Annotated in this window: 14 protein-coding genes and 1 tRNA gene; 4 read left to right on the plus strand and 11 right to left on the minus strand. The window is 36.1% G+C overall.

What is annotated here, in order from left to right; genetic code table 11:
* The 5 genes from PLA12_12410 to PLA12_12430 all read right to left on the minus strand — a co-directional run.
* Window positions 1–91 (minus strand): endonuclease III domain-containing protein (locus PLA12_12410; protein ID HOQ33298.1); only part of this gene is annotated, 91 nt, incomplete at its 3' end.
* A gap of 53 nt (window positions 92–144) precedes the next feature.
* A complete protein-coding gene (locus PLA12_12415) occupies window positions 145–1,035 on the minus strand; it encodes a homocysteine S-methyltransferase family protein (protein HOQ33299.1) in 891 nt (296 codons plus the stop codon).
* A 14-nt stretch (window positions 1,036–1,049) separates the two neighbouring features.
* Window positions 1,050–1,865, minus strand: a complete 816-nt coding sequence (locus PLA12_12420; protein HOQ33300.1) for a DUF169 domain-containing protein — start codon at window positions 1,863–1,865, stop codon at window positions 1,050–1,052.
* 9 nt (window positions 1,866–1,874) lie between these two features.
* Window positions 1,875–2,552, minus strand: coding sequence for a corrinoid protein (locus tag PLA12_12425; GenBank protein HOQ33301.1), 678 nt, complete (start codon window positions 2,550–2,552; stop codon window positions 1,875–1,877).
* A 54-nt stretch (window positions 2,553–2,606) separates the two neighbouring features.
* Window positions 2,607–2,933 carry a hypothetical protein gene (locus PLA12_12430; GenBank protein ID HOQ33302.1) on the minus strand — a complete coding sequence of 109 codons (327 nt, stop codon included), beginning with the start codon at window positions 2,931–2,933 and terminating at the stop codon, window positions 2,607–2,609.
* Between the two features lie 126 nt (window positions 2,934–3,059).
* Here PLA12_12430 and chrA point away from each other — a divergent pair, with 126 nt between their 5' ends.
* The gene (gene chrA / locus PLA12_12435; GenBank protein HOQ33303.1) at window positions 3,060–4,250 is read left to right on the plus strand and encodes a chromate efflux transporter; all 1,191 of its coding nucleotides are present in this window, start codon (window positions 3,060–3,062) and stop codon (window positions 4,248–4,250) included.
* A gap of 3 nt (window positions 4,251–4,253) precedes the next feature.
* Here chrA and PLA12_12440 read toward each other — a convergent pair whose 3' ends face one another.
* From PLA12_12440 to PLA12_12460, 5 genes are all read right to left on the minus strand, one after another.
* Window positions 4,254–5,744 carry a PilT/PilU family type 4a pilus ATPase gene (locus PLA12_12440; protein HOQ33304.1) on the minus strand — a complete coding sequence of 497 codons (1,491 nt, stop codon included), beginning with the start codon at window positions 5,742–5,744 and terminating at the stop codon, window positions 4,254–4,256.
* Between the two features lie 116 nt (window positions 5,745–5,860).
* Window positions 5,861–6,949, minus strand: a complete 1,089-nt coding sequence (locus PLA12_12445) for an aldose 1-epimerase family protein (GenBank protein HOQ33305.1) — start codon at window positions 6,947–6,949, stop codon at window positions 5,861–5,863.
* A gap of 3 nt (window positions 6,950–6,952) precedes the next feature.
* A complete protein-coding gene (locus tag PLA12_12450; GenBank protein HOQ33306.1) occupies window positions 6,953–7,918 on the minus strand; it encodes an alcohol dehydrogenase catalytic domain-containing protein in 966 nt (321 codons plus the stop codon).
* A 103-nt stretch (window positions 7,919–8,021) separates the two neighbouring features.
* On the minus strand, window positions 8,022–8,375 hold the full coding sequence (locus PLA12_12455) for a gamma-glutamylcyclotransferase (GenBank protein HOQ33307.1): 354 nt from the start codon (window positions 8,373–8,375) through the stop codon (window positions 8,022–8,024).
* A gap of 215 nt (window positions 8,376–8,590) precedes the next feature.
* Window positions 8,591–8,683: transfer RNA gene (locus PLA12_12460), tRNA-Ser, on the minus strand.
* 424 nt (window positions 8,684–9,107) lie between these two features.
* Between PLA12_12460 and PLA12_12465 the strand changes: the two genes are divergently transcribed.
* The 3 genes from PLA12_12465 (at window position 9,108) to PLA12_12475 (ending at window position 13,090) form a co-directional block, all read left to right on the plus strand.
* On the plus strand, window positions 9,108–9,302 hold the full coding sequence (locus tag PLA12_12465) for a DUF2892 domain-containing protein (GenBank protein ID HOQ33308.1): 195 nt from the start codon (window positions 9,108–9,110) through the stop codon (window positions 9,300–9,302).
* Window positions 9,303–9,366: 64 nt separating this feature from the next.
* Window positions 9,367–12,270: an MMPL family transporter gene (locus tag PLA12_12470; protein HOQ33309.1), complete on the plus strand. Its 2,904-nt coding sequence runs from the start codon at window positions 9,367–9,369 to the stop codon at window positions 12,268–12,270.
* 22 nt (window positions 12,271–12,292) lie between these two features.
* A complete protein-coding gene (locus PLA12_12475) occupies window positions 12,293–13,090 on the plus strand; it encodes an outer membrane lipoprotein-sorting protein (GenBank protein HOQ33310.1) in 798 nt (265 codons plus the stop codon).
* A 73-nt stretch (window positions 13,091–13,163) separates the two neighbouring features.
* On the opposite strand, the gene PLA12_12480 is transcribed toward PLA12_12475, so the two are convergent.
* The gene (locus tag PLA12_12480; GenBank protein HOQ33311.1) at window positions 13,164–13,409 is read right to left on the minus strand and encodes a hypothetical protein; all 246 of its coding nucleotides are present in this window, start codon (window positions 13,407–13,409) and stop codon (window positions 13,164–13,166) included.
* Between the last annotated feature and the right edge of the window lie 508 nt (window positions 13,410–13,917).

A 13,917-nucleotide genomic window follows, 5' to 3' on the forward strand; every position in this document is an offset into this window, starting at 1 on the left:
ATATTGCCCCAATTGCAATTTCAAAAGGAGTATCTCCAGGCCACCAACCTGTAGGGCCATAAAAAACCGATAAGGTATTGTAAATTTCCATCAATGTTGGTCGTTTTATTTCTTTCCTCTTCTTCCTGCTACAACACTTCATATTCACATTATTTTCTCGACTTCACTTCGTATTGCTCGTATATGTTCTGGTGTTGTTCCACAACACCCGCCTATAATCCTGGCTCCATTTTTGTAAAAATCCGCAACATATTTTGCAAATATCTCCGGCGTCTTGGGATAGCAAATACCTTCATCAGTTATCTGGGGTTGCCCTGCATTGGGATAAACTAAAAAGGGTATCTCTTTTTCATAAGCATACATTTTTTGCAATAGAACATCCATATCCTCAACGGATAATGTACAATTTACCCCAATAATAGACACACCCAACTGTTTCATCTCCTGAATAAACACTTCGGGTGTCGTTCCCATAATCGTATTAAATCGCTCTCCATCACTACTTCTCATAAAAGTAAAGCTAACAACTATCTCTAACTTTGTATTTTCCTTCACAGCACGCACTGCACATCGGGCTTCATCCAAATCAGACATTGTTTCAATAGTGCAGGAATCGGCACCTCCTTCCTCCAATGCAATTGCCTGTTCACGGAACGCTTCATATAATTCATCTTCGGATACATCACCCATCATTATAAACTTGCCACTGGGACCTATAGAAGCAAGCACATGACATTCTTCTCCTACGGCTTTTCTTGTCAGGTAGGCAGCCTTGCTATTAAGTTCTTTTGCTTCATTTTCTAAACCATAAGATTTTAATTTTATCCGATTTCCACCAAAACTATTGGTAGAAACCAAATCCGCTCCCGCTTCTTTATAAGCAATGGCAATCCCACTCACAATGTCTGGATGTTTTATATTCCACAGTTCCGGGCACTCTCCTGCCTGCATACCTGCCTTTATTAATAATGTTCCCCAACCTCCATCACCGACTAAAACTTTACCTGCCTTTATTTTTGCAAATATACCATCCATTAAGATATTTCCTTTTATTCCCCTTTTGTTAAATGCTTCCATATTTCTTTTACTAAAAAACTGTTTGGAGCGTCCTTTTCTACTTGTAAAAACAACTCCCATGGAAAAGCAATTGTTAAATAGTTATCACCTATTTGTTTTTTTACATTTAATCGAGCAGAAACATCGGTCAACCCAATAACGGCTTTGGGTTCTCCATCATCATTTGTATACGCCCAAATACCTATCGTCTGGCACCCAGCCGAATATGGGACAATGACATTATTCATTGTTTTACTTTGGAAATTGGCAAGGATTATTAATGCGGACAATTGATGGGGTTCTACTAAAAAAACGACTGTCTTAGGTTGTTCTATATCTGGATTTACTTGAGATAGTGGCTTAAAGATAACATAATCATACGGGATATTTATTATAGGTAATGTCTGAATAAAATTCTGTACCTGTTCTGGGGAAGATAGATACCCTTCTCCATATAGAAAATCTTGTAGAAATTCATGGGTAACAAAATTTTTAATTTGTTCGGCAACCCCTTCACCAATAGGATTTCCTTTGTTTCCTGTGGAAAGAAACCTACAAAAACACTCTTCTCCTCCGGGAAAATCCTTATATAGGTTTCCAAAACCAAGCCCGACACCACCACCCCAACATCCATAGGTTTCACGAGAAAAAACAGCCGTCTTACCTTTTGCGGCACTTACAAACCACCAAATGACACAACCCCATTTACCGGGTTTAAATTCTATGGCATTTTCTGGTTTCTGATTTGACCATAGTATTGCTACTGGCTCATATTTCAGGAACAATAAATCGGAAAGAATTGTTCTCATAAATTACCACTAACTTGCTAAACCTAATTTTGCATCGAGATATTCGATACAACCTTGTGGGTCTGGGGAATAGGCATCTGCACCTATCTTATTACAAAAGTCTTGCGTTAACGGAGCTCCTCCTACAACTACCGTAACATCGGGAACTTCTGATTTCAATACCTTAACTGCCTTTTCCATATTCATCATGGTAGTGGTCAATAAGGCACTCATTCCTACTACCGCACCCGGATTTTCTTTTAGTGCTTGAAGGAATTTCTCTGGGGAAGTATCTACACCTAAATCAATCACTTTCCAACCTACACCTTCCATCATCATCCGTACAAGATTTTTGCCTATATCGTGTAAATCACCTTGAACCGTTCCGATAATAAAAATTCCTTTATGTTTCGCTTCACCTCTTTCAAAAGCACTTTTCAAAAACGGCATACCCGCATTCATTGCACGTGCTGCCATCAAAACATCCGGAACAAATACCTCATTACAACTAAATTTTTTACCAATCACACTCATACCTTTCATTAATCCATCACTTAGTATTTGACTTGCAGGTATTCCCATTGCAAGGGCTTGTTGAACCAATTCTTCGGCTCCATCTTGTCCTTTTAAATCAGGTGGATAGGGAGAATTCTTGTTAATTTTACCTCTTTCAACGCAAATTGCAATTTGTTCCAGAATATTTTCCATAGCCTTTTCCTTTATCTTATATGTTTTTTAGAATTGATTTAAATTATTATCAAATTATGAAAGCCTTTTCCAATTATGTCCTCCTCCATTCTTACAGGGAACTCCTCCATACGGCATATCTTTTGATTTGATAACCAAACCACATTTGGAACACTGATAATTCTTATCCCCTACCTGCCCCAAACATCGCCAATCATGTCCCCCTCCTTCTTTACAACTGCCCATGGAAGGCTGATTAACCGCTTCAATGTGCAATCCACACTTGGGGCAATAATAATTTTTTAATACCATCTCATCAGCCGGGGAAGAACTGTTGGATAAGATAAAAAAGGGACCAATAACGATTATTAGAATAAATAATAATGTTGTTTTTACTTTCATAATTAAATATCCTATTTTATAAGGCAAATATTTTTATGTTCTTTTTGTTCTTAATAACATAGTCGAAATATAAATTAATGATATAATCTTTTCATCTTACAAGTAAAATTTATTTTCTTTTTTATTATGAAACCATCTCAAAACAATACAAATAATAACACACCAAGCTCTATATCCCTATTCCAGTTATGCTGGGAGTTTTTGAAAATAGGGACGATTGGCTTTGGTGGTGGTTGGGTAGTTATTTCATTAATTCACAATCGTTTCGTAACACAAAAAAAACTTATCAGTGATGAGGATTTTTCCGTAGGTCTCAGTCTTAGTCAATTTTTAGGTGCTTTGGCTGTAAATACAACTTCATTCGTGGGAAGAAAATTAAAAGGAATAAAGGGTTCTATTGTTGCCGCATTTTTCTTTTTACTCCCCTCCTTTGTAATTGTCTGTATTCTTGCAGGATTTTATTTTAAATTTAACAAAGTATTTGATTTTGAAAGCATATTAAAAGGTATTTCTCCTGTAATTATCGCTCTCATGCTTTCCACCGCATTTGATTTATCTATCAAAATTAAAAAGGACCTGGCGTTTTTATTTATTTTGTTCTTTGTAATTATTGGCGGTTTATTCAATATTAATTATGTGCTATTGCTTATTGTATCCGGTGTTTTTCAAATATTATTTTTTCATTCAAAACGAAATAAAACAGGTGAAAATACCCTCCATTCCATTTACTTTCTACAAAATCCTTATTATTTGTTTTCAGGGGTTCCAGCCTTTCTTTCCATCATAGGAAGCCCTTCTTTTTTTACGATAGGCTTGGTATTTTTTGGAATAGGTTTTATCTTTTTTGGTGGAGGATATGCTCTCCTCCCCCTTCTTCAAAATATCTTCGTAAACAAACTTCACTGGATTTCCAATCATGATTTTATTGTAGGAATAGCCATAAGCCAAGCAACACCGGGACCTTTTGCTATAATTGCGACTTTTATGGGATATTATTTAAAAGGTGTTATCGGGGCTTTTATTGCTACTTTTATGATTTTTTTACCTGCGTTTGTGTTTTTACAGATACTTATCAGCCTACAAAATAACTTCAAGGATAATGAAAATGTTCAGGCTTTTATAAAAGGTATTAATATAGCCATCATAGGGCAATTAATTCTTTTATCCTACCATTTCTCTATAGAAACACTAACCCCTATTTTCGTTCCCTCAATTATTTTCTTACTTATTAGTCTGGTGCTGTTTTTTATTTATAAAACGCCGCCTGTTATTCTTATTGCTATAGGAATTGTCTACGGACTACTCTTTATCAAATAAGGATTATTTCAAAATCTTACGACCTTCTGAGGATTTAATACCGGAAACAATTCGTTCGAAGGCTTCTTCATTCGAACAGGCACTCATTGCTTCTTCCTTGGATACCAACCCTTTTTGATATAATTCCACAGCATATTGGTCAAAACTCTTCATATCGCCATCGACCTCCATTATCCCATGAAGTTTATCAAGGTCACCTTCAAGAATAGCATCGCGAACAATAGGTTTCCCGCCTAATAATATTTCCAGACATGGAATTCTACCACCTCCCACCCGTTTCAATAATCTTTGACATACAACTCCCTGAAGTGAATATGCCAATTCCTGACGGATTAGGTCGCGTTCATTCTGAGGGAAATAACTGATAATACGATTTACTGTATCTACGGCTGTTGTCGTATGGAGAGTACTGAAAACAAGGTGCCCTGTTTCAGCCGCACTTAATCCTGCACGTATAGTATCCCTATCACGCATTTCACCAACGAGAATTACATCCGGGTCTTCACGCAACGAACCACGCAAGGCATTGGCAAAGGATAAGGTATCTCTACCTACCTGCCGTTGAGAAACGATACTCTTTTTATCCGAATACACATATTCGATAGGGTCTTCAATTGTTATTATATTAGCAGAACGAGTTGCATTTATATAATCTACCATCGCTGCTAAGGTAGTAGATTTACCACTTCCCGTAATACCACAGACAAGGAAAAGCCCCCTGTGTTTATTACATACATCGCGAACAACTTCGGGAATGTTTAACTTTTCAAAAGGTAGAGGTTCTTCAGGAATTAAACGAATAGCCAGAGCGGGTGCACCCATTTTGATATAACCACTACAACGGAGATAACCTACCCCCGCAGCATGGTATTGGAAACTGGTTTCGCGCTCTGTATATAACATATCCACTTGTTCCTGTCCTCCCAATTGATATAACAAATCTTTCATATCTTCTGCGTTTAAGGGAGGCAAATCTAAAGGAGATAGGTCATTATCTACACGGATATAAGGTCTGGCACCGGCTCTCAAATGCAAATCTGAGGCATTTTTTGCCTTCATCATTTCTATCATTACATTAATATTGAAACCTGTATTTACATAGGAAAGAACCTCTAATTGCCATGTACGAGAACGAAGTGTTGATTTTGTATATCTCTCGATTACATCATCAAGAGGCAAAAGAAGTGGTAATTGCTTCCAGTTAAAGCCGGGAACTAAGACCTTACATAAGCCGTCTTCACACTTGGAACGGACACCTATTCGGGTCTCGTCAAATGCCTTATTTATTTCATCATGGTTTGCAGATTCTCTGGTAGCAAATGTAATCTGTATTGAATCTACTTTTTTACTCAAATCGTTAGATTTGGCAATAAGACTACATCCTTCCGTAGCAATTTTTACTTCCGATGGTACGCCTGTTGCCCGGATTACTTCGTGAAGCCCAATTCTAAAAATATCCATGATTGTTGACTTGGATTGACTACCTATAAACATAAGTATTGCCCTTTATTAAGCCCGTTATTTTTGGTGTTAAATTACATAAAATCTATAAATATTGAAAATATTGTCATAATATAATAAATTTTTCAGTCAAAAGTCAATATTTTTAACTAATTTTTTTCAAAAAATTTTCTTGTTTTTTCATCAATAACTCCAATTTCAAGTTCATGGGTCCTGGTTTCTCCTGCTTTTAGATAGTCCATTTCCCCTCTTTTTTCTGTTTCATCTCTGCCCAATACACCTGCATTACACGGCTCTAATCCAACTACATACTCGCCTGTACCTAACATTTTCCATTGGACTAATTTGGGTAATTGCGTCTTGTTGTATTTGATATAAACCCCGTAGAAATTGGATTCCAATTTCGGTTTTACATGATAAATACCAATAACAACATCTCCATTTTTTTGTGTTTTGACATCATGAAAATATACTCTTTCCTGATAATTTTCGGCAGGTGTAGTTATCTCATACCAAGCGTCTTTCCCCTGTTTTGCAATTTCATCTCTTGGAACGGTTTTTTTAACTGGGATATAGACCCTGGCACCTTCACATACTACAGGCCAGCCAATATTACAATGATATAACATCATAAATGGTGTTTTACGAAAACCCTCATTTGTTATTTTGTCTGTAATCTTAAAATAATTCGCACCTAAATATGTTTCGACCTTCCTTTCAATTACAATGTTTTCTGCAAAAAGAGCCGTCTGTCTCATTTTACCTTTTATAGATAAATAATACTTATCCTCTACCCATTTTTTTTCGATACATATATCTTCCGCAGGTGTATTGCTAATTCTACCATGTAATCCTTCACCTGTCAATTCACTTTTTTCACACGGAGGACCAACATTAGTAACACCGCAGGTAGTTAGAAGCCCCCCAAAATAACTTCGTAACCAGCGAATACCTTCGGGTTCGTAGTAAAAGGGAGCCACATCGCCTGGTGTAGAACGCCAACCTAATGGAATTCCTTTATAACTTGCATGTGAAATATCCATACAACGGTCTAAATACACAGAAAACTCCAAACCTGAACCATTATATACTAATGCGGAACGCGATGGAAATGCTTTGCCATCTTGAAGTATAGATGTTTGAATACCTGCAATCTGGTCTATTTGACCTGCATATTTTTTCATTTCTAAGAGTGATACTTCATACCAACTTTTTGCTGTTTTTGTCTTCTTTTCCATACTTTATCCTTTATCATTACGAAAATCTATTAATACTTTAAGGCAATCTTTATTTTGAGCCAACTCGAATGCATTTATTATATCTTCAAAAGCAAACTTATGGCTTATCATATATTCTACTTCAACTTTCTTTTTCGCTAATGCCTCCAATGCTCGTTCAAAAGGACCACAACGAGAACCTATAATTTTGATTTCATCTACAACTAATTTAGAAAGATTTATACTATTCGGTTGTTCAGTGGTGCTTTTTATGACTAATGTTCCTTGGGGTCGCAATATATCTAATGCAAAGGATTGAGCCACTGGATTCCCTGTAGCATCTATTACAACATCTACATTTTTATCTTTCCAATAATCTAATAAACATGTATCAATTCCAAATATATTTAATAAAAACATTTTTTGTGAGTGTTTCCCTATACATACCAATTTTCGAACATAGGGATTTATAATTTGAGAAATAATTTGTCCCATTCGCCCATCACCTAAAACTACCACAAAATCATTCGGGTTAAATTGCACTTGTTCGAGAATCCGATATCCTGCTGCAACAGGTTCGGTAAATACAGCGATTTCGTCAGATAAACCATTAGGAATAATATGTAAATTCTTTTCAGGAAGTGTAGTATATTCCGCAAACACACCATCTCTATTGTATATCCCGAGCACAGTTCGTTTCGGACAGTGATTCGACATACCTCTAAGGCAAAATGAGCAACAATAGCAGGGACAATTTATCTCCCCAACCACCCGTCTACCAATTAAACTTTTATTCTGTGCATCAACAACCTCCCCCACAAACTCATGCCCTAATATACCCTTAAAACCCATGTATCCCTTTACAATTTCTAAATCCGTTTTACATATCCCCGCCATCAAAACCTTGATTAATACTTCATTCTTATTCTGAATAGGTATTGGAACCTCTTTTATTAATAATTCTTTCCCATCAAAATATAAAGATTTCATTAATTCGCCCAAAACTGCACTTGAGTTTTATGAAAATGAGTAAAAATTTTTTATTAATCTATATTATAAACATTCTTTCTTTCGCTTTCTACATCTTATTTTCTTAATCCAGAGTTTGTTGAGACTTTAATCTTTCATAATATTCAGGGGATAAAAATGGTTTTGCATTAAGTAACCTATTTAGATACTCCTTCGTTGGTAGCAAACCAGTACCAATCTTATCTTTTCTTGCAATATAAGTTTCTGCAATCACTTTCTTCCCTGTATCCCATGTAACTTCGATTTTCATTCTCTCATAATGTTCGGGACAACCTTCATACCTATCTAACTCTTTCATTTCTTCTTCTGTTATTTCATACAAAACCCCTTCAACGATTTCGTTAGCATCTTCGATAATGTTCGCATAACCCTTCTTTTCAGGATTATCATTGGTTCTTTTATTAAAACTAATTTCCACCCCCTTACCGAATCTTTCATAACCTCAGATGGAGTAATTTTCCTTATTATTTTCTCTAATCTCTTCGATACTTGTCCCAAATCTATATTTGAACCATAAGCAAAATAATACATCTACATTTCCCCCTTCTTTAATGTTTTTCTACTTACAAAAAATCCTCCACGAATAACCTATGCATTTTCTTAAAAAACTTAAAGATTTCTTTTATTTTCAACTGGCGGAGAGAGTGGGATTCGAACCCACGGTGCCGGGTAAACCGGCACAACGGCTTTCGAGGCCGCCGCCTTCAACCACTCGGCCATCTCTCCGTTTGAACATTACCCCTTTTTATACTACAAATCATAGAATTAATTCAAAAACTTTGACGGATATTAATAAAATACTCTTGGGAATACTTTAAATAAATCTTATACTTTTTATGATAACCTCTATATTCCTTTCTGCTGATTTTGGATAAAAATTAAAAGGTTATAAATATAAATTGAATAAATCTTTTGATTAACTTTAAAACAAAACTGAAGATACGATAAAACTCATTCGCAAAATATTGAATAAATCTTTTGATTAACTTCAAAACAAAACATTACTTATCGCCTTACCTTGTTTCAAAATCAAACACAAAAACTGTATTACATTTAAGTTATTGCTAATTAATGATTTGTAATATTTTATTTTTTGGCATAATGATTGCTTGTTAAAGAAAAAAAACAAATTAAATTAAGGAGTTTAGTTATGACGATTGAAAGGTATTTGCGACTTATTGCAGGGAGTTTTGTCTTACTCAGTTTAGCATTATCCTATTTTCATCACCCTTACTGGCTATTTTTAACTGCTTTTGTAGGGTTAAATCTTTTCCAATCGGGTATTACAAATTGGTGTCCTATGGTTTGGATACTTGAAAAATTAGGTATCCCTCATCAAAAATAAAAAAAACTTGTTTTTTGCTATTATATATAAATATAAATCAAAATATATAAAAAAGGAGTATTTTATGAATCCCGGACTTAAAATAGTAGAATTTTCTGTTAACCATCCTAAAACTATAGTTAATGTAACATTAATAATTACATTGATAATCGTTGCCCTTGTAGCCCTTCCTAACTTATTCCCACAAACATTTCCTATGCTCCATAAAATTAGTATTGATACAGACCCCGAAAACATGCTCAGTCAAAAAGAAGCAGTTCGTGTCTTCCATAATGAAATGAAGAAACAATTTACCATTTACGAAATTGTGGTTTTAGGTATTGTGAATGAAACGCATCCACAGGGTGTATTCAATGCAGACACATTAAACAAAATTTACCAATTAACAGAATATGCAAAAACGCTTCAATGGCAGAACCCCAACGACCCCGAAAAATATGACGGTGTCATAGCCAGTGAACTCATTGCCCCATCCACTGTGGATAATGTAGAACAAGGAGGCATTGGAGAAGTTCGGTTTGAATGGCTCATGGCTTCACCTCCTGCTACTGATGAAGAAGCATTGGAAATAAAGAAAAAAACGGAACGTCTTCCTTTCTTGAAAGACACACTTATATCGGAAGATGGAAAAGCAATTGCTTTATACATTCCCATCACAGCAAAAAATCAGAGTTATCGTGTTAGCAAAGCATTGGAGAATAAAATCTCTACTTTCAAAGGTAATGAAAAATATTACATCACAGGATTACCGGTTGCCAATGACACATTTGGCGTAGAAATGTTCAAACAAATGGCTATTTCTTTCCCTATGGCTATGTTAGTTATTTTTCTACTCATGCTATTCTTCTTCCGTAAATTAGTTTTAATCCTCTCTCCGCTTATTGTTGCGATTATCACCACCATTTGGACTATGGGGCTTTTAGTTATTTCAGGAAATACTGTTCACATTATGAGTTCCATGATACCCGTTTTTATCATGCCTATATCAGTATTGGATTCCATTCATATCCTTTCCGAATTTTTTGAACGGTTCAATCCCAACAAATCGAGAAAAGAGATATTATTATCTGTAATGAATACCCTTTTCATGCCTATGTTATATACCTCATTAACTACCGTTGCTGGTTTTGCATCACTTGCAACTACACCAAATCCGCCGGTTCAAGCCTTTGGTATCTTTGTTGCAATAGGTGTTGCCATTGCCTGGATTTTAACTGTAACCTTTATCCCTGCTTATGCGATGTTACTATCTGAAAAAAAACTTAAAAACTTTGGTGCCTCTGCTAATAAAACTTCTCACGAAGCAGAGGAAAACACTTTACTGGCTAAATCCTTACATGCCCTTGGGAAATTTACTTATAGTCAATACAAACTTATTCTTTTGGGCACGGCTGTAATGATTGTCATTACAATATACGGAATTACACAAATAGAGGTTAATGACAATCCTACTCGCTGGTTCAAATCTACTCATAAAATAAGGATTGCTGATACTGTTCTAAATAAACATTTCGGTGGCACATATATGGCATATCTGGCTTTGAAGTCCGATGAAAGCCAATTTTCTTTTGACAATTACAAAAAAGGTTTTAAGGAAAGACTTGCAAATTGGTTAAAAGAAAATGGAAGCGATGAAACAAAAACCACTGAAATTGTTGATAAAGTTTACTCTGAACTTCTCAATCTCCATAAACAAACAAGTGATAATGAATTAAAATCTACACTTGAATCACTCCAAAATTGGTGTGAGGAACAACTTAACAATGCCAATACTGAAAATCAGGACAATTGGGACTTAACGGAAAGGTTTGTTGGTCTTGAATTACAAAGAAACGAAATATTTAAACAGCCTGAAATACTACATTACATAGACCAATTGAATGATACCATGTTGAAAACAGGTATTGTTGGGAAAACAAACTCATTGCCTACCCTTGTAAAAACAGTCCATAGGGAACTTATGGGAGGAGATGAAAAGGAATATCGTATACCGGATAATTCCCGTGCTGTAGCACAATGTATCATTACCTACGAAGGAAGTCATCGTCCACAAGATATCTACCACTTCGTTACACCAGACTATAAATCTGCCAGTATCTGGGTCCAATTAAAAAGTGGCGATAATAAAGATATGAATAAAGTAGTAGATGCAGTAGACAAATTTATTCATGATAATCCTCCCCCTTTCCCAATAAAGCACGATTGGTATGGATTAACTTACATCAATGTAGTATGGCAAAAGAAAATGGTTATTGGTATGTTAGAGTCATTTTTAGGCTCTTTCTTAGTTGTTTTAGCCATGATGATAATCTTATTCCGCTCCGGGTTATGGGGACTGCTTAGTATGATACCGCTTACCATTACCATCGGTGCTATATACGGTGCTTTAGGTCTGATAGGAAAATACTACGATATGCCTGTAGCTGTTTTATCTTCATTAACACTTGGTCTTGCCGTGGACTATGCTATCCACTTCCTTGCACGCGGCAGGGTTGTTTTCAACGAAACAGGCTCATGGGAAAAAACTCATAACATTTTATTTGGTGAAACGGCACGGGCTTTGTATCGTAATATTATAGTTATCGCAATAGGTTTTATACCATTACTATTTGCACCTCTTGTCCCCCATATCACAGTAGGGACTTTTATGGCTTCTATCATGCTATTCTCCGGTGTTGGAACATTAATTATTCTACCTGCACTAACCCGAATCTTTGAGCCATTGCTTTTCCCAAAAACAAGGTTTTGCAGTATTACCTGTATGTGCAATACATGTATTGTTACCGGGATTACAATCGTAAGCGCTGCGGCTATTAATATATACCAAATAATAAATATCGGATGGACTACTATAAGTTGGATTTCCTTAGTAGCCATTATCATCCTTTCTATAATTTGCTTCATCTCTTCGCGTAGAAATCAATGCAAACCTTGCATTGAAGTAACTTCTGAAAATCAAAATAAATAACAACAATATAAGGAGATTTACTATGAAACATGTATCTATTTTCTTAACAGCAATCGTGGCAATTTTTCTACTCATTCCCCAAGCTTTCTCACAAGACTTGAACGATGTAAATGAAATCGTCAAGAAAGCTAATCATGCCGCATATTACAAAGGCAAAGATGGCAGAGCACGAGTAAAAATGACTATCAAAGATGCCCAAGGTCGCGAACGAACCAGAGACCTGACTATCCTTCGCAAGAACATGGACGATAAAGACGAAGAACAACACTTCTATGTATATTTTCACCAACCCGCAGATGTCCGTGATACAGTTTTCATGGTTCATAAACATATAGGTAAAGACGACGACCGCTGGTTATACCTTCCTGCTCTTGATGTTGTCAAAAGAATTGCTGCTTCCGATGAGCGAACCAGTTTTGTTGGCTCCCATTTCTTCTACGAAGATGTCTCGGGCAGAGGTATTGATGAAGATAACCACGAATTAATCGAAACCACACAAAATTTCTATGTTATCAAAAACACACCCAAAGACCCCAAAAGCGTTGAATTCGATTCCTACAAAGTCTATGTTCATAAAACTACATTCATTCCTGTAAAGGCTGAATTTGAAAAAGGAGGCAAGGTTTACCGTATAGCAGAAGCCCTCGAAGTAAAAGATATTCAAGGTTATCCAACCGTCGTAAAATCTAAAATGACAGATACCAATATCGGTGGTGAAACATTATTAGAATACTCCGATGTCCAATATGACATTAATTTACCGGACGATATCTTTACAGAACGCTATCTGAGAAAAGCCCCCAGAGAATACTTAAAATAAATCTAACAGGTTACTAAACTTATCAAAGGCCACCCCATAATACTTGTTCAATACAACAAGTATTATGAGGTGGCTAAACATCTTTCGCCCTCACAAATGTCCCATCCGTCCCATCTTTCCCATCCGTCCCATCTGTCCCATTTGTCCCATTCGTCCCATCCGTCCCATTCGTCCCATCCGTCCCATCTGTCCCATTTGTCCCATTCGTCCCATCTGTCCCATCCGTCCCGTTCGTCTCGTCCGTCCCCTCTGTCCCATTTGTCCCATCTGTCCCATTCGTCCCATCTGTCCCATAACCTTTCGAAGGAAAACCAGCCAAAAATAAAATCCCAGCCCATAAAAACGATTATCTCTATAAAAAAATATAAAACACTAATAAAAACCTATCCAGTATAAAAGATAATTTTTTTGACAGTGCCAAATTTCAACAACTTACACCACTAAATATATACACAAACCAACAAAAACCTCAGATAGACCCTGAAAACGCCTTTCCCCCCTAAGAGCCCACCCACCCACCCCTTGACCAGCATTGCTCAATCTAATTTTTGTTCCTACCTCATTATGTCGCCTATCCCACAAAATACATTTTTCATACACTTACTCGGCAATGCTGGTCTTTTTTCTTCTAACTTTTTTACTATGTTTTGAAGGAAATGCTCGCTCTGCTATAATTTAAAATTTAAGTTTTTGGGATACCCATTCGCTATGTTTTGAAGGAAATGCTCGCTCTGCTATAATCGTCCTTTGTTAGCAATGGTAGCAAGTCCCGCTATGTTTTGAAGGAAATGCTCGCTCTGCTATAATTTAAAATTTAAGTTTTTGGG

The sequence above is a fragment of the Candidatus Hydrogenedens sp. genome, from assembly GCA_035378955.1.
Classification (GTDB): domain Bacteria; phylum Hydrogenedentota; class Hydrogenedentia; order Hydrogenedentales; family Hydrogenedentaceae; genus Hydrogenedens.

Coding starts and splice junctions, on each gene's coding strand:
- chrA (HOQ33303.1), top strand. CDS start 3,060: ATGAAACCATCTCAAAACAATACAAATAATAACACACCAAGCTCTATA.
- PLA12_12440 (HOQ33304.1), bottom strand. CDS start 5,744: ATGTTTATAGGTAGTCAATCCAAGTCAACAATCATGGATATTTTTAGA.
- PLA12_12445 (HOQ33305.1), bottom strand. CDS start 6,949: ATGGAAAAGAAGACAAAAACAGCAAAAAGTTGGTATGAAGTATCACTC.
- PLA12_12475 (HOQ33310.1), top strand. CDS start 12,293: ATGAAACATGTATCTATTTTCTTAACAGCAATCGTGGCAATTTTTCTA.
- PLA12_12420 (HOQ33300.1), bottom strand. CDS start 1,865: ATGAGAACAATTCTTTCCGATTTATTGTTCCTGAAATATGAGCCAGTA.
- PLA12_12465 (HOQ33308.1), top strand. CDS start 9,108: ATGACGATTGAAAGGTATTTGCGACTTATTGCAGGGAGTTTTGTCTTA.
- PLA12_12450 (HOQ33306.1), bottom strand. CDS start 7,918: ATGAAATCTTTATATTTTGATGGGAAAGAATTATTAATAAAAGAGGTT.
- PLA12_12415 (HOQ33299.1), bottom strand. CDS start 1,035: ATGGATGGTATATTTGCAAAAATAAAGGCAGGTAAAGTTTTAGTCGGT.
- PLA12_12425 (HOQ33301.1), bottom strand. CDS start 2,552: ATGGAAAATATTCTGGAACAAATTGCAATTTGCGTTGAAAGAGGTAAA.
- PLA12_12470 (HOQ33309.1), top strand. CDS start 9,367: ATGAATCCCGGACTTAAAATAGTAGAATTTTCTGTTAACCATCCTAAA.
- PLA12_12430 (HOQ33302.1), bottom strand. CDS start 2,933: ATGAAAGTAAAAACAACATTATTATTTATTCTAATAATCGTTATTGGT.